The 15,256-nt window shown below is 64.4% G+C and carries 14 protein-coding genes and 1 pseudogene; 8 read left to right on the top strand and 7 right to left on the bottom strand.

Annotated features, from left to right (window positions below; genetic code table 11):
• Positions 1-10: 10 nt before the first annotated feature.
• Together NKF27_RS02255 and NKF27_RS02250 are read left to right on the top strand one after the other, a co-directional pair.
• Positions 11-562, top strand: a complete 552-nt coding sequence (locus NKF27_RS02255) for a TIGR00730 family Rossman fold protein (protein ID WP_253555193.1) — start codon at positions 11-13, stop codon at positions 560-562.
• A gap of 66 nt (positions 563-628) precedes the next feature.
• The gene (locus NKF27_RS02250) at positions 629-1,597 is read left to right on the top strand and encodes an NAD(P)H-quinone oxidoreductase (protein WP_253555192.1); all 969 of its coding nucleotides are present in this window, start codon (positions 629-631) and stop codon (positions 1,595-1,597) included.
• Positions 1,598-1,799: 202 nt separating this feature from the next.
• On the opposite strand, the gene NKF27_RS02245 is transcribed toward NKF27_RS02250, so the two are convergent.
• Together NKF27_RS02245 and NKF27_RS02240 are read right to left on the bottom strand one after the other, a co-directional pair.
• On the bottom strand, positions 1,800-2,306 hold the full coding sequence (locus NKF27_RS02245) for a hypothetical protein (protein ID WP_108131597.1): 507 nt from the start codon (positions 2,304-2,306) through the stop codon (positions 1,800-1,802).
• A 351-nt stretch (positions 2,307-2,657) separates the two neighbouring features.
• Positions 2,658-3,113 (bottom strand): annotated as a pseudogene (locus NKF27_RS02240) (tetratricopeptide repeat protein); the annotation flags it as partial.
• Between the two features lie 258 nt (positions 3,114-3,371).
• Here NKF27_RS02240 and NKF27_RS02235 point away from each other — a divergent pair.
• Complete coding sequence (locus tag NKF27_RS02235) at positions 3,372-4,403, top strand: NADP(H)-dependent aldo-keto reductase (RefSeq protein WP_253555189.1); 1,032 nt, start codon at positions 3,372-3,374, stop codon at positions 4,401-4,403.
• Positions 4,404-4,574: 171 nt separating this feature from the next.
• Entirely contained in the window at positions 4,575-5,351 is a 777-nt protein-coding gene (yaaA, locus tag NKF27_RS02230) for a peroxide stress protein YaaA (protein ID WP_045991356.1), read from the top strand.
• A gap of 125 nt (positions 5,352-5,476) precedes the next feature.
• Here yaaA and NKF27_RS02225 read toward each other — a convergent pair whose 3' ends face one another.
• Positions 5,477-6,058: an isochorismatase family protein gene (locus NKF27_RS02225; RefSeq protein ID WP_253555187.1), complete on the bottom strand. Its 582-nt coding sequence runs from the start codon at positions 6,056-6,058 to the stop codon at positions 5,477-5,479.
• 138 nt (positions 6,059-6,196) lie between these two features.
• On the opposite strand from NKF27_RS02225, the gene NKF27_RS02220 reads away from it, so the two are divergent.
• Positions 6,197-7,042, top strand: coding sequence for a Tim44 domain-containing protein (locus NKF27_RS02220; protein WP_045991358.1), 846 nt, complete (start codon positions 6,197-6,199; stop codon positions 7,040-7,042).
• A 224-nt stretch (positions 7,043-7,266) separates the two neighbouring features.
• Here NKF27_RS02220 and NKF27_RS02215 read toward each other — a convergent pair whose 3' ends face one another.
• The 4 genes from NKF27_RS02215 to NKF27_RS02200 form a co-directional block, all read right to left on the bottom strand.
• The gene (locus NKF27_RS02215) at positions 7,267-8,049 is read right to left on the bottom strand and encodes a hypothetical protein (RefSeq protein ID WP_253555185.1); all 783 of its coding nucleotides are present in this window, start codon (positions 8,047-8,049) and stop codon (positions 7,267-7,269) included.
• Positions 8,050-8,236: 187 nt separating this feature from the next.
• Entirely contained in the window at positions 8,237-8,986 is a 750-nt protein-coding gene (locus NKF27_RS02210; protein ID WP_253555183.1) for a carbonic anhydrase, read from the bottom strand.
• A 175-nt stretch (positions 8,987-9,161) separates the two neighbouring features.
• On the bottom strand, positions 9,162-9,359 hold the full coding sequence (locus NKF27_RS02205; protein WP_045991360.1) for a hypothetical protein: 198 nt from the start codon (positions 9,357-9,359) through the stop codon (positions 9,162-9,164).
• A 165-nt stretch (positions 9,360-9,524) separates the two neighbouring features.
• On the bottom strand, positions 9,525-10,988 hold the full coding sequence (locus NKF27_RS02200) for an aldehyde dehydrogenase family protein (protein WP_253555180.1): 1,464 nt from the start codon (positions 10,986-10,988) through the stop codon (positions 9,525-9,527).
• Between the two features lie 590 nt (positions 10,989-11,578).
• Here NKF27_RS02200 and adhE point away from each other — a divergent pair.
• From adhE to NKF27_RS02185, 3 genes are all read left to right on the top strand, one after another.
• Positions 11,579-14,362, top strand: coding sequence for a bifunctional acetaldehyde-CoA/alcohol dehydrogenase (gene adhE, locus NKF27_RS02195; RefSeq protein ID WP_253555179.1), 2,784 nt, complete (start codon positions 11,579-11,581; stop codon positions 14,360-14,362).
• Between the two features lie 32 nt (positions 14,363-14,394).
• Positions 14,395-14,718 (top strand): amidase family protein, encoded by a 324-nt coding sequence (locus tag NKF27_RS02190; protein WP_253555178.1) that lies wholly within the window; start codon positions 14,395-14,397, stop codon positions 14,716-14,718.
• Between the two features lie 106 nt (positions 14,719-14,824).
• Positions 14,825-15,196, top strand: coding sequence for a DnaJ family domain-containing protein (locus NKF27_RS02185; RefSeq protein ID WP_108448480.1), 372 nt, complete (start codon positions 14,825-14,827; stop codon positions 15,194-15,196).
• The last annotated feature ends 60 nt before the right edge of the window (positions 15,197-15,256 follow it).

The raw sequence follows: 15,256 nt of genomic DNA, 5'->3' as shown, positions 1-15,256 counted from the left end.
AGAACGTTCCATGGCCCAGATCTGTGTCTATCTTGGTTCACGCCAGGGCGAAGATCCCCGCTTTCTCGAAGATACCCGCGCCTTCGGCCGGCGCCTGGCCGAACGTGGCCATGGCCTGGTCTACGGTGGCGCCAGTGTCGGCCTGATGGGCGCGCTGGCCGATGCCACCCTGGAGGCCGGTGGCCAGGTCATCGGCGTCATGCCCCACCACCTGGTGGACCGGGAGCTGGCCCACGATGACCTGACCGAACTGGTTCGTGTCGGCGACATGCACGAGCGCAAGGCCCAGATGGCGGCCAACGCCGACGCCTTCGTGATGCTGCCGGGCGGGATCGGCACCCTGGAGGAATTCTTCGAGACCTGGACCTGGCGCTACCTCGGCCTGCACGCCAAGCCCATCGGCATTCTCGACACCTGCGCCTTCTATCGCCCCTTGCTTACGTTCCTCCACGCCGGGGTGGAGCAGGGCTTTCTCGACACCACCACGCTCGATACGCTGATCAGTGCAGCCAACCCCGACGCTCTGCTGGAGGCGCTCGAGGCCCGCCTGGACAAGCGCTAGGCTCCTGCGTCCAAGCGGCTTCTCAACCGCCTCGTAGACCTCTCATTTCATCATGGAGGATGTCCGATGTACGCCATGCAGCAAGACGGCGACCGCCTGATCTGGCGGTCCACCGACGATCTCCCCGCCCCCCAGGCCAGAGAAGTGCATATCGAGGTGGCCTGGGCCGGCGTCAATCGCGCCGACCTGATGCAGCGCGCCGGTCAGTACCCACCGCCCCCAGGCGCCTCCGAGGTGCTGGGACTGGAAGTCAGCGGTAGCGTGGTGGCGCTCGGCCCCGAGGTCGAAAAGCTCCAGGTTGGACAGCAAGTGTGCGCGCTGCTCGCCGGTGGCGGCTACGCAGAGAAGGTCTGCGTGGACGAACGCCAGGTGCTGCCGGTGCCCGATGGCCTTGGCCTGCGCGAGGCCGCCGCCCTGCCGGAGGTCTACGCCACCGCCTGGCTGAACCTGTTCATCGAAGGCCAACTCGCCGAAGGCGAACAGGTGCTGCTGCACGCCGCCGCCAGCGGCGTCGGTACCGCCGCGATCCAGCTGTGCCGCGAGTTCGGTCACCCCTGCTTTGTCACCGTGGGCAGCGATGAAAAGCTCAAGCGCTGCCTGTCGCTGGGTGCCAGGGCGGGCTGGAACCGCCACCAGGGCAGTTTCGTCGAGGCGGTCAAGGCATTCGGCGAGGTCAACCTGATCCTCGACCCGGTGGGGGCCAGCTATCTGGCCGACAATCAACGGGTGCTGGCCGCCGATGGACGAATGGTGGTGATCGGGCTGATGGGCGGACGCCACGCCGAGCTCGATATCGGCCGCCTGCTGATGAAGCGCCAGCGCCTGATCGGCTCGACCCTGCGGGCCAGGTCACCGGAAGACAAGGGCAGGATTCTGGGTGAACTCGCTCGCCACGTGTGGCCAAGGCTCGAGCGCGGCGAGCTCGCTCCGCTGATCGACGCCGACTGGCCCATCACGGAGGTCGAGGCCGCCCACCAGCACCTCGCCGACAATGCCAACACCGGCAAGCTGCTGCTGCGTGTCGCCGCCGATTGATCTCGCTCCCTGAAGGTTCACACCAGCGCACGTTATCCACAGACGGTCAGCCGGACCGGCTGTGGGTAACTATTCAGGTAGGCAGGCTCCCAACAGCTCCATAGAGAGCGGCGCCACATAGAGCGGCGCCATGGCGCGGCAAAGAGTGCGAGAGAGAACGCGAGAAAGAGTGAGCGTCAGCGAGAGCGATAAACAGTGAGCGTCAGCGGCGCGCGCTGAGCTCCTGGGTGCGGGCGAAGGTCAACTGCAGCAGCCGGGCGTCCTCGCCGGCGCGATGGCGCTGAATGCCCCGCTCCTCGATCACCGACTCCTTGATGTCGCTCCACATCGCCATCTGGGTCTCGTCGAGCAACCGCCGCAGCGCTTCCAGGCGGAAGGCGGGAATCATGCCGGCGTGGTGGAACAGCAGCGACATCCAGGTGTTGTCGTACCCCCAGCTATCGCTGTAGGCGATGCCGATATCGTGCAGCTCATCGTTAAGCCAACGGGCGACATGACGTACCGGATAGCCCTCGCGCTCGAGCCGGGCCCGGGATATCCCGTGCAGCAGCTCGGCCTTGGGATCCCAGTGGGTCCATTCCTCGAGGGGCTGAATCAGAAAGGCGCAGCAGCTGCCGTCCGGCCGCGCCAGACCGATCTCGATCGGGTAGCTGCCGCGCCCGAATCCAGAGGCTTCGATATCCAGCAGAGTCGGTAACACCACAGGCAGCAAACCTCGTCGTGACAGTCGGCCAAAACGCCTCCCCGACGTCACCCGACAACGAAAACCGTACCCGAGGCCCAAACTACCAGCGGCGGCCAGGGAATCCTGAACCGCCGCTCGTCTCGGCCTCACCGGGACCCGTGCGCGACCCAACCGCCGCGCCTGATACCTCTAGTGTCGCTGTTGGGCTTCCGCTTTGTCCAGCATGACACCGTCTTGCCTGGCGGACTGCCCCGGAACAGGCTGTCCATTGGCCAGGGCGCTATTGGCCGAACCTGGCGAGGCCTGCCGTGCCAAGGTTTGCTCTGACGAGGCCTGCCCTGACGAGGGCTGCCCTGACGAGGGCTGTCCTGCAGAAGCCAGCACCGCCCAGTAGGCGGCACGCTCTGGATCCACCGGTAGCGACAGCTCACCATCCCGGTAGGCGCGCTCCAGGCGCGCCGCCGCCAACGCATGCCCCGCTTCCCCGGCCCGGGCGTACCAGGTCACGGCGTGGTCGTGGCGCGCCGGGTACAGCGCGCAGCCATGTTCGTGGATCTGGCCTGCCTGGTACTGCGCCCTGACGTCCCCGCCATGGGCGGCCTGCAGCACATAGCGAGCGCCGCGTGCCTTGTCCTGGGGTGCCCGTGACCGGTGAAACAGCATGTGCCCGTACAACGACAGTGCCGCCGGGTGCCCGGCGTCCGCACAGCGTTGAAACAGACGCATGGTCAGCCTCTGGGTTCGCGGCGAGCGGGGCAACCAGCGAGTGTGAAACAACTGCTGGGCCAGACGGTACTCGAGCCGCGTCTTCAGTGACGATGCCTGCTGCATGGCAACAACCTTGAGTCCAAAGGATGGAAGTCGGACCGGACACCTCCTGTGTCGCGGGCGATCTCCTGTTGAATCGACGGTGCCACGGACTCCTCCGCGGCAACGGGGTGGCAAGCATACGCCTGGCCCGATACGGACTCAACCCCCGGGATTTGGCGACCCCTATCGGCCAAAGGTACCATCTCGATGCTTTGCAGCAAAAACGGTCCGGCGGCGGCGCTGCGCCCCCCTGACAAAGGCCTACCACAAGGAGTCCCCATGCAGATCCGTCCCCTTGGCAACACCGGCATCGACGTCAGTCGCCTGTGCCTTGGAACCATGACCTTCGGCGAGCAGAACACCGAGGCCGAGGCCCATGCCCAGCTCGACCGCGCGGTGGCCTTCGGCGTCAACTTCATCGACGCCGCCGAGATGTACCCGGTGCCGCCCAAGGCCGACACCCAGGGACTGACCGAGAGCTATGTAGGCTCCTGGCTCAAGGGCCGCCAAAGCCGCGACGACGTGGTCATCGCCACCAAGGCTGCCGGCCCCGGTATCAAGCACATCCGCGGCGGACCTCGCCTGACTCGCGCCCATCTTCATGAGGCCATCGACGCAAGCCTTGCACGCCTGAACACCGACTACGTCGATCTCTACCAGCTGCACTGGCCGGACCGTTCGACCAACTTCTTCGGTCGCCTGGGCTATAACCACGACGAGGACGAGCAGGCCACCGATCTGGAAGAGACACTGTCGGCCCTCAAGGAACTGGTCGATGCCGGCAAGGTACGTGCCGTGGGTCTGTCCAACGAGACACCCTGGGGCGTGATGCGCTGCCTGCAACTGGCCGAGTCCCTGGGCCTGCCGCGGGTTGCCTCGATACAGAACCCCTACAACCTGCTCAACCGGACCTTCGAGGTGGGGCTGGCAGAGATCGCTCACCGCGAACAGGTGGGACTGCTGGCCTACTCGCCGCTGGCCTTCGGCGTGCTGTCGGGCAAGTATCTGGACGGCGCCCGTCCGCCCGGCGCCCGCCTGACCCTGTGGGACCGCTTCAGCCGCTACAGCTCCGATCAGGCGATCGATGCTACCCGCGCCTACGTCGAACTGGCCCGCGAGCACGCCCTGGACCCGGCCCAGATGGCGCTGGCCTACGTCAACTCGCGCTCCTTCCTGACCAGCAACATCATCGGCGCGACCACCATGGAGCAGCTCGAGAGCAACCTCGCCTCGGAGGCCCTGGTGCTGGCCGACGAAGTCATCGAAGGCATCGAGGCCATCCATCACAGGCTGCCCAACCCCAGCCCCTGAAGCGGCCTCGCCCCCCCCCGGCCTCAAGCAAAGAAGAACGCCTGCCTTGCCGGCAGGCATGCCCTCTTTACTATGGCGTCCATAGCCTCGCCCTCGTCCCGAGCGGCGGCGGGGCTTGGTACAATGACGGCCACTTGCCAATTTTCCCTACCTGACATCAGGAGCACGCCCATGCTCAGCGTGATCTCTCCGGCCAAGACGCTGGACTTCGAGACCCCGGCCACCACCGATATCCACAGCGAGCCCGACTACCTCGACCGCTCCCGCGAGCTGATCGACATCCTGCGCGACTACAGCCCGGCCCGCATCTCGGAGCTGATGGGCGTCAGCGACAAGATCGCCGGACTCAACGCGGCGCGCTTCGGTCAGTGGCAGACCCCGTTCACTCCGGACAACGCCAAGGTCGCCGCCCAGGCCTTCCAGGGCGACGTCTACGTCGGCCTGCAGGCCGACGCCTTCGATGAAGCCGACAACCGCTTCGCCCAGGATCATCTGCGCATCCTGTCGGGCCTCTATGGCCTGCTGCGCCCGCTGGATCTGATCCAGCCCTACCGCCTGGAAATGGGCACCCGTCTGGAAAACGCCAAGGGCAAGGATCTCTACGCCTTCTGGAAGCCGCTGCTGACCGAGGAGCTCGACCGGGCGGTGGCACAGAGCGGAACACCTGTGCTGGTCAACCTGGCCTCCAACGAGTACTTCAAGGCCATCGATGCCAGAAAGCTCAAGGCCGAAGTGGTCACCCCGGTGTTCAAGGACTGGAAGAACGATCGCTACAAGATCATCAGCTTCTACGCCAAGAAGGCCCGGGGACTGATGGCCGCCTGGATGATCCAGCAACGCCTGGACGACAAGGAAGGGCTCAAGGACTTCGACGTGGCCGGGTACCGCTTCAACGCCGCCGAGTCCGAGGGTGGCACCCTGGTGTTCACCCGCGACAACCCCGCCTGAGTCGCGCCGCCGCTACGCCGGTAGCGTCTCGTCCGTGCGCCGCAGACGGTGCACGGTGCCACCTTTCAGCGATCATGAAGGCGTGGCTTTATTGACTGGCTTGGCTGGCGCGCCAGCTGTGACCCTCAGGGCGCCAGCCGCAAAGGCCGGGACGCCCTGGGGCGAAGCAGTTCACGATGCACCTCGCGAAAGGTCGCGTCGTCACAGCGTTCCAGCCATTCGTAGGCCACCATGTCGGCGCTGACTTGCCAGGCGCCGGCCTGTCTTGCGCGCTCGCCGGCAAGTCTCGCTTCATCGCTGCGGCGACTGACGCAGCCTTCGACCAGCCAGAACAGCTCGACACCCCGTTCCAGCAGGCCAAGTGCCGTCTGCAGCACACAGATATGGGCTTCGGCCCCGGCAATCACGACCTGACGCGGCGCAGCCGCCTCGAAGGTCTGTGCAATATCGCGCTCCCGGCAGGCGTTGAAGTGACTCTTGGTGAACCAGCGGGTGCTCTGTGGCAGGGCACATTTCAGTCGCGGCTCGGTCGCCCCGAGCCCCTGAGGATACTGCTCGGTCACCCACACAGGCACCTCCACGCGCTCTGCCACGGCCGCCAGCCAGCCGATCTCGGTGATCGCCTGATCCCCTCTTTCCACCACCGGCATCAATGCCGTCTGCACGTCGACCACCAGCAGCAGACTGTCACTACGTTCGATCAGCATGGGGTCTCCTCGACTTTTCGTTATACACGGCTTCCCGCGGCGCCCGTTATCGCTAGAATGGACGAGCGACGTGCCTCTGACCACCAGGGTCAAAGGCCCAGACTGGCCAATGCAGGCCGAACTACGGAGATGTCTTCGATGCGTCACCTTCTCGTGATGATCCTTGTCGGCGTGATGGGCTTCGGCCTTGCCGTCGACAGCGCCGACGCCCGCCGCCTGGGTGGCGGCAAGAGTGTTGGTTCCTACTCGCGCCAGGCCAGCCCCAGTGCGACCCAGTCACAGAACACCGCTCGTCCCAACGCCGCCCCGACCGCCGGCAAGAAGAGCGGCCTGATGGGCGGTATGCTCGGCGGTCTGCTGGCCGGCAGCCTGCTCGGCGCGCTGTTCTTCGGCGGCGCCTTCGATGGCCTCGGCATGGTCGACCTGCTGCTGATGGCAGGCGCGGCCTTCCTGCTGTTCAAGCTGCTGGCACGGCGGCGCACGGCCACCGCATCGGCGGGAGGCGGTTCATCCGGCATGCACCGTGAACAGCACCAGAGCTCACCGTTCAACATGCCAGGCTCCGCCGGAGGTCTCGGTGCCCACAGCGCAGGCACTCAGACCGGAGGGCCTCAGGGAGACCCCGCCTGGTTCGACCGTGAACGCTTCCTCGGCGGCGCCAAGGAGCACTTCATGACCCTGCAGCGGGCCTGGGACAACAACGACCTGCCGCGCATCCAGGAGTACGTGACGCCGGAACTCTACAACCTGCTGCGCGAACAGCGGGCCCAGGAGCCGGCCAACAACCAGACCGAAATCGTGCGCCTGTTTGCGGAGCTCGGCGGCGTTCAGGAGTTCGCCAACCAGGCCGAGGCGCGGGTGCTGTTCCACGGCGTGCTCAAGGAAAACGGCAGCGAAACCGAGTTCAACGAGACCTGGCACCTGATCCGCGAAATGCGTGACGATGCCCCCTGGTACATCCAGGGCATCGAGCAGAACGGCTGATCATCGTCGCTGCCTGCCGCCCTCAGCGGCGGGCAGTGATGGCCACCCAGCCCACAGATAGGCAGCGCAAAAAGGCCGAGATCCTGGATCTCGGCCTTTTTGTGTTTCTGACGGGCTCAAGGGCCGGTGGGTGCGTCTGAAGGCGCCATGAAGGCGCCAAGTCTGACCAAACCGGGCCTGTAGAACCGACGCCCGGAGCAAAAGCCCCGACCAGAAGGTTCGACTTACTGGGCCGCCTCGTCGGTCGCCTGCTCGACCTCGTCACCGGCTTCCTCGACCGCCTGACCCGCGCTCTCAGCAGCCGCATCGGCCCCCTGTTCGGCGTCACCGGCCATATCGCTCAGGGCATTCTGGGCGTCCTCTGCCAGATTGCTCATGCCCTCCATGGCCTCGTTGGCCTGCTCTTGCACGGCATCGGCAGCATCACCCAGCGCTTCCTGAGCGTCGTCGACCAGGTTGGAGGCTCCTGCGGCAGCCTCGTCGGCCTGCTGTTCGGCGTCCGCGGCGGTTTCGTCCATCGCCTGCTCGGCATCGGCAGCGGTTTCGTCCATCGCCTGCTCGGCGTCCTCGGCCTGCTGCTCGGCATCGGCGGCGGCTTCATCCATCGCCTGTTCAGCATCGGCAGCAGTTTCATCCATCGCCTGCTCCGCCTCTTCGGCCTGCTGTTCGGCATCGGCAGCGGCTTCATCCATCGCCTGCTCAGCGTCGTCGGCGGTCTCGCTCATCGCCTCTCCGGCGTCCTCGGCCTGCTGCTCCGCTTCGGCGGCGGCGTCATCCATCGCCTGCTCGGCATCGTCGGCGGTCTCGCTCATCGCCTCTCCGGCGTCCTCAGCCAACTGCTCCGCTTCAGCGGCGGTCTCCTGCGCCTGCTCTTCCACCGCTTCGCGTGCATCGTCCACCTGAGCGCCAGCGTCTTCGGCTGCGTCGTCCTCGCAACCCGCCAGTACCAGCATCATGGACGCCACAGCGCTGGCCAGGGCCAGACGACGAAACATTCCTTGCTTCATGAAGCACCTCCAGGAGAAAGAATTTGTAACTTCCCCGTTTACATTAGAGTGACAATCGCGACTTGGCTAGTACCGTCGGCATCAATGATGCCATGCAAGCGCACTTCCCGGACCCAGCGCAGCAGCGCCGACGACGTCCGGGAGCGATGGTTATCACCATGTGACAAGGTGTTGTCGAGAGACGGAACTACTTGAGAGGCACTCTGGCATTCAGAGGCTGCAGCGGCCGATTATTGGCTTCCCCGATCGCAGCAGAGAACGACTCGACCTGGTCAGACGAAATACCCTGCGTGCTCTGCATGATCACCCAGCGGACGCCTTCGGAGCAGGGTGGAGTGGTCAAGGAACCGTTCAGGCGATAGTAGTCATGCTGGGCCGGCAACATCTGCGTGAAGTTCACGGTATCGGCTACGTCGGCACGTTCACCGGCGGTATCCGGCAGGCTATCGGCAAGCGAGCGCAATGCTGCATTTTCCTCGCCTTCCTCGAACAGCACCGTGACTACCGCCAGATTGCCGTCCTTGTCGCTGTGCACCAGATGCGCTTCCAGCGGGAACCGGCGTCCGTCTACCGTGTGCTCGGAAGGCGCGTGGAAGTGCATCTGCTGCAGGGTGAAGAGATCCCCATCAAGCGTCAGCGTGTTGCCCTCGGGGGAGGCTACCTGCACCGTGTGGCCATTGTTGAAGACCCTGGTCCCGGTGGTCGCGTACTCAAGTTGTAGCGGTGGAAGTTCGGCATCGATAGCGCCATCGATATCAACGGGCGACTGGTTGCGACCCAGGCCACACATACTGAAGTCGTCGTCGATGTCAGCCCAGTGGGCAGGTCCCGTGTCTCCCGTGTAGGACCAGTGTGACGTTTGGGGCGCAGCCGCCATCACTGCCTGGGACATCATCAGGCCGCTCAGTGCCGCCGCGATCTTGATCCGCTTGATCATGAAACAACTCCGTTGCACACAGAAAAGGCCTGCCCCTGGGGGGCAGACCTCTTATCCTGATACTCCTCAGCGGCGAAGACAGGCGACATCACCGACCCACAAGGTCAGTGTGAGCAGACCCGTCCTTCACGCTGCCTCTCTCGGCATAGCGCCGCTGACGGTGACGCCTGTCACATCAGTTGGTGGCTTCCTCGGCCGACTCTTCCATCTCTTCGCCCATGTCTTCCATGGACTCACCGGCATCCTCGACCGCCTGATCCATTTCCTCGCCGGCCTGCTCGGCAGGGCCTTCCTCTTCGCAGGCGGCCAGACCACCCGCCATCATGGCGATCACGAAAGCCATTCCGAAACGACGCATCATGCTGTTTTTCATAACATCTCCTTGTCTAAGACGTTGGTCTTGATTCCCTTTCACCCTAGCGCTGTCGGTTGACCCTGGCCAGGGTCCAGGGACGCTCACAGAGGGTTCAAGTCACAACCCTAAGTCTACTTGACTCTAGCAGGCGGCACGCGCTTCGCACCGTATCCGAGGAAACCATCAGAAGGGATAGTCGCGAGGCTCGTGCTGGACGCTGACCCATTGCACGGTTGTCATCTCGTTCAGCACCCAGTCGCCGTTGAAGCGGCCGATCCCGGAATTCTTCTCGCCACCGAACGGCATGTGTGGTTCGTCGTTCACCGGCATGTCATTGACGTGCACCATTCCCGACTCTATCTGGCGTGCCACCCGTTCGCCGCGCGCCGGACAACCGCTGAAGACCGCTGCGGAGAGACCATACTCGGTGGCATTGGCGATGCGTATCGCCTCGGCCTCACCGTCGGCCTTGATGATGCCGGCGATCGGACCAAAGATCTCGTTGCAGGCCAGGTCCATCTCCTCGCTGACATGGCTGAACACCCAGGGATGCAGGCAAGGACCTTCAAGAGAGCCCTCGAGCGCCACCCGGGCACCAGACTCCCGGGCCCTGTCGATGGTGTCCTTCAGCCCGTCTAGCTGTTGATCGTTGATGATCGGTCCGATGACGGTATCTGCGTCGGAGGGGTCCCCGACCTTGAGCCCCTTGACCCGCTCGACGAAGCGCTCGACAAAGGCGTCGTGGATCGACGCATCGACGATGATACGGTTGATGGCGATGCAGATCTGGCCCTGATGCATGAACTTGCCGACCACCGCCGCCCGTACGGCCCGATCGATGTCAGCGTCATCGAGCACCACAAAGGGACTGTTGCCGCCGAGTTCCAGTGCCACTGGCTTGATATGTTCTCCGCCGACCGCCCCCTTGGCGATCTGTCGGCCCACCTCGGTGGAACCGGTGAAGGAGATAAGCTTGGCTAGCCGATGTCCGACCAGCGGGTCGCCGAGCTCGCTGCCGGCACCAACCAGAACACTGAGGAGCCCCTTCGGCAGCCCCGCTTCCTCGTAAAGCCGTGCCAGCAGCAATCCACCGGTCAAGGGGGTATCGCTGGCAGGCTTGAGCACCACGGCGTTACCCAGCGCAAGGGCGGGGCCGATGGTGCGCTGGGTCAGGTGGAAGGGAAAGTTCCAGGGACTGATCACGCCAATCACGCCCAGAGGCTTGCGATAGACCCTATGGTCCTTGCCCGGGACGCTCGAAGCGGCAGTGGTACCTTGCACGCGAGTGGCCATGGCGGCGGCTTCGAGCGACATCTCCCAGGCATTGTTCCACTCGAGTTCGGCCTTGATGCGAGTGCTGCCCGACTCGCGGATGAGCCACTCGACCAGTTCATCCTTGCGCTCTTCCATCAGTTCGGCGACACGGCGCAGTACAGCCGCTCTGTGGCTAGCGCTGGTATCCGCCCACTGCCGTTGCGCTCGGTCGGCCGCATCAAAGGCACGCTCGACGTCGGAGCAATCTGCCTGGGTGATCTCCACCAGTTGTTTCTGGTGGTAGGGGTCCATCACCTTGAGCGACTCGCCGGAACTTCCAGCCCTCCATTCACCGGCGATCGGCTGCAGATGAAGATCCTTGAGGCTCCACATAACGACTCCTTTCGTTCTGTATAGCTTTCGTCCAACTATCGTCACACAAGGCTAGTCAACCATCACTCGGGTCGCAAGACCCGTCGGAGTGACGATTTGTGTCCTGACATTATTGCCAATGGCCTCTCCTGACCGAGGTGGAGTCTACCTCTCCTCCTCCACGGGGGGCTCGGCTGAAGCGCCCTCCCTACCCCAGCCCACGGATAGGCCGAGCTGATGCTTGCGATCATCATGATGTTCGAATCAGCAGAATACCGGCGACAAAACTGACCCCTGTCAGCAGAGCTGAATCGAGACAGCCATAGACTGAATCTCGACGGGAAGACATCAAGCCACTTTTCAAGCCGCTTTGCTTCTTATGCTCGCCGACGCCCGAGCCTTATGCTCGCCGGCGCCCGAGCCTTATGCTCGCCGGCGCCCGAGCCTTATGCTCGCCGCCGCACGAGCCTTATGCCCGCCGACGCCCGAGCCCTAGGCTCGCCGACGCCCGAGCCAGGCACATGCCCAGCTCCGAGCAACAGGCACTGCACACGCCAAGGAGGTTTCGCAGGTCGCTTTTCTTTCCTTAGTCATGTTACTGGAGGCCAATGATGGCTGTTACCAACCTCGCTGAACTCGACGCTCTCGTCGCCAGGGTCAAGGCCGCGCAACGGGTCTTTGCCAGCTTCTCTCAAGAGAAGGTCGATGCGATTTTTCGCGCCGCCTCGCTTGCCGCCAACCAAGCCCGCATACCGCTGGCCCGCCAGGCGGTGGAAGAGACCGCCATGGGCGTGCTCGAGGACAAGGTGATCAAGAACCACTTTGCCTCGGAGTTCATCTACAACAAGTACAAGGACGACAGGACCTGCGGCGTCATCGCTACCCACGATGAAGCCGGCACCATGACCATCGCCGAGCCGGTGGGCCTGATCTGCGGCATCATCCCCACCACCAACCCCACCTCCACGGCCATCTTCAAGGCGCTGATCTCGCTGAAGACCCGCAACGGCATCATCTTCTCACCCCACCCGCGCGCACGTCACTGCACCAACGCCGCCGCGAAGCTGGTGCTGGAGGCGGCGGTGGCTGCCGGCGCACCACAGGACATCATTGGCTGGATCGACCAGCCCTCGGTGGCGCTGTCCGAGGCCCTGATGAAGCACGAGGGGATCAACCTGATCCTGGCCACCGGCGGTCCCGGCATGGTCAAGGCGGCCTACTCCTCAGGCAAGCCGGCCATCGGTGTGGGCGCCGGCAACGTGCCGGTGGTGATCGACGAGAGCGCTGACATCAAGCGCGCGGTTGCCTCGATCCTGATGTCCAAGACCTTCGACAACGGCGTGGTGTGCGCCTCGGAGCAGGCGGTGATCGTGCTCGATGAGGTCTACGACGAGGTGCGTGAACGCTTCGCCTCCCACGCGGCCTACCTGCTGTCCGCCGCCGAGGCCGACCAGGTCCGTCAGGTGCTTCTGAAAAATGGCGCGCTCAACGCCGCCATCGTCGGCCAGTCGGCGGCGACCATCGCCGGGCTCGCCGGCATCGAGGTGCCCGCCGACACCAAGATCCTGATCGGCGAGGGCGAGCGGGTCAGCATCGACGACGCCTTTGCCCACGAGAAGCTGTCACCGACACTGGGCATGTTCCGCGCCAGTTCCTTCGAGGACGCGGTGGACCAGGCCTGCACCATGGTCGAGTTTGGCGGCATCGGCCATACCTCAGGGCTCTACACCGACCAGGACACTCAGCAGTCGCGTATCCGCTACTTCGGCGACCGTCTCAAGACCGCGCGCATCCTGGTCAATATCCCCACCTCCCACGGCGGCATCGGCGACATGTACAACTTCGACATGGCGCCCTCGCTGACCCTCGGCTGCGGTTCCTGGGGCGGCAACTCGATCTCCGAAAATGTCGGTCCCAAGCACCTGATCAACACCAAGACCGTGGCCAACCGGGCGGAAAACATGCTGTGGCACAAGCTCCCCGAATCGATCTACTTCCGTCGAGGCAGCCTGTCGGTGGCGCTGACCGACCTCAAGGACAAGAAGCGCGCCTTTATCGTCACCGACCGCTTCCTGTTCAACAACGGCTACGCCGATGAGCTGATGGCACTGCTCAAGGGACTCGGCATGGAGGTCCACACCTTCTACGACGTCGAGGCCGACCCCACCATGTCGATCGTCGACAAGGGCGCCGAGGCCATGGCCAGCTTCCAGCCCGACGTGATCCTGGCGCTCGGCGGCGGCTCACCGATGGACGCCGCCAAGATCATGTGGGTCAAGTACGAGCACCCGGACGTGCACTTCCAGGATCTGGCGATGCGCTTCATGGACATCCGCAAGCGGATCTACCAGTTCCCCACCATGGGCGAAAAAGCCAGCCTGGTGTGCATCCCCACCACCTCAGGAACCGGCTCCGAGGTCACGCCTTTCGCGGTGGTCACCGATGACGCCACCGGCATCAAGTACCCGCTGGCGGACTATCAGCTGACCCCGGACATGGCCATCGTCGATGCCAACCTGGTGATGAAGATGCCCCGCTCGCTGACCGCCTTCGGGGGTTATGACGCGGTGACCCACGCGCTGGAGGCCTACGTCTCGGTGTTGGCCAACGAGTTCTCCGACGGTCACGCGCTGCAGGCGCTGAAGCTGCTGAAGCAATACCTGCCGGCCAGCTACCGTGAGGGCGAGCGCAACGCCGTGGCCCGCGAAAAGGTCCACAGCGGCGCCAGCATCGCCGGCATGGCCTTCGCCAATGCCTTTCTTGGCGTGTGTCACTCCATGGCCCACAAGCTCGGCGCCGAGTTCCATCTGCCCCATGGACTGGCCAATGCGCTGCTGATCACCAACGTGGTGCGTTTCAACGCCAACGACAACCCGACCAAGCAGACCGCCTTCTCCCAGTACGACCGGCCCAAGGCGCGCAGCCGCTACGCCGAGGTCGCCGATCACCTGGGGCTGTCCCTGGCCGGCGACCGTACCGCCCAGAAGGTCGAGCGACTGATCAACTGGCTCGATGAGCTCAAGCGCGAGCTGGACATCCCCGCCTCGATCAGGGACGCCGGCGTCCCCGAGGCCGACTTCCTGGCCAAGCTCGATGAAGTGGCCGCAGAGGCCTTCGATGACCAGTGCACCGGCGCCAACCCGCGCTATCCCTTGATCAGCGAGCTCAAGGAAGTGCTGCGAGCGTCCTACTACGGAGAGGTCTATGTAGAGGGCGAGACCTTCGCCGGCACCACCGTGATCAAGAAGAGCGAAGCGCGCGCGCCGGCCCGGGCTCTTGCCGATGACCCTGCCAAGGCCCCGGAAAAGGCCCGACAGAACGCCAGGGACGAAGCGAGCACACCCACCGGCAAGGCGGCTGGCCGCAAGACGAAGAAGGAAAAGGCCGACGCCTGAGTCCAAGCTAGCGCCAGAGCCCTTGGCAGGGCTTGATCGAAGGTGTCCCGCCACGACCACAGCCCCCGCGAGAGCAATCTCGCGGGGGCTGTTGCGTCCAGCAACACTTCGCCAGTCTGCACGCCGCTTCTGCGCTGACCGCCAAACCGGCCCGCCACCGGGCCTGCCTGCGCTATACCTGTCCTTTCGACCTGAGCGGACACCCGACCATTACTCTGCCGGCGGGCTTCAGCCAGCAGGGCGGGCCCATCGCCTTTCAGTTCATCGCACCGATGTTCGATGAAGCGATGCTGGTACGCGCCGGCTGGGCCTTCCAGCAGGTTACCGACTGGCATCGTCGACATCCAGAGCTGTAGCCCTCGAGCCTTCCTTCTCTTGATGGTTCCCGGTGGCGGGTGATGGGAGCGCGCCGATGGCCTAAAGTCTGGTCAACAGGACCGCTTTACGCCACGAGGTGCTCCCATGTCCCTGCTCGATCAACTGGCCGAGGCACGTATCCAGAAGGCGCAGCAGGAAGGCGCCTTCGACGACCTGCCGGATCACGGCAAGCCCATCGAACTCGACGACGACAGCATGATTCCCGAGGCGCTGCGGGCAGGCTACCGACTGCTGAAGAACTCAGGCTATCTGCCCCCGGAGCTTCAGCTTCAGCGCGAGATTCGTGAGGTGGAAGACCTGCTGGCGCAGACACAGGAAGCCGCCGAGCGAAGCGCTTGCGAGAAGCGCCTGCGCCTTCTGCGCGCACGGCTTGGCGAAAGCGGGCGGGGTGCCAGTCGGCTTCTTGAGCTGGGGCGCTATCATGACCGGCTGCTGGAGAAGTGGGAGGGAGACTGACCCTGCGGATACCGTCAGTACGGTGCGCTAGCGTGAGTCCGGCCGGGTGCTCGACGGGAC

The sequence above is a fragment of the Halomonas sp. DN3 genome (assembly GCF_024137905.1).
GTDB lineage: Bacteria > Pseudomonadota > Gammaproteobacteria > Pseudomonadales > Halomonadaceae > Halomonas > Halomonas litopenaei.
The sequence above is the reverse complement of the archived record's forward strand: the minus strand, read 5'-3'. Positions and strand labels throughout refer to the sequence as shown.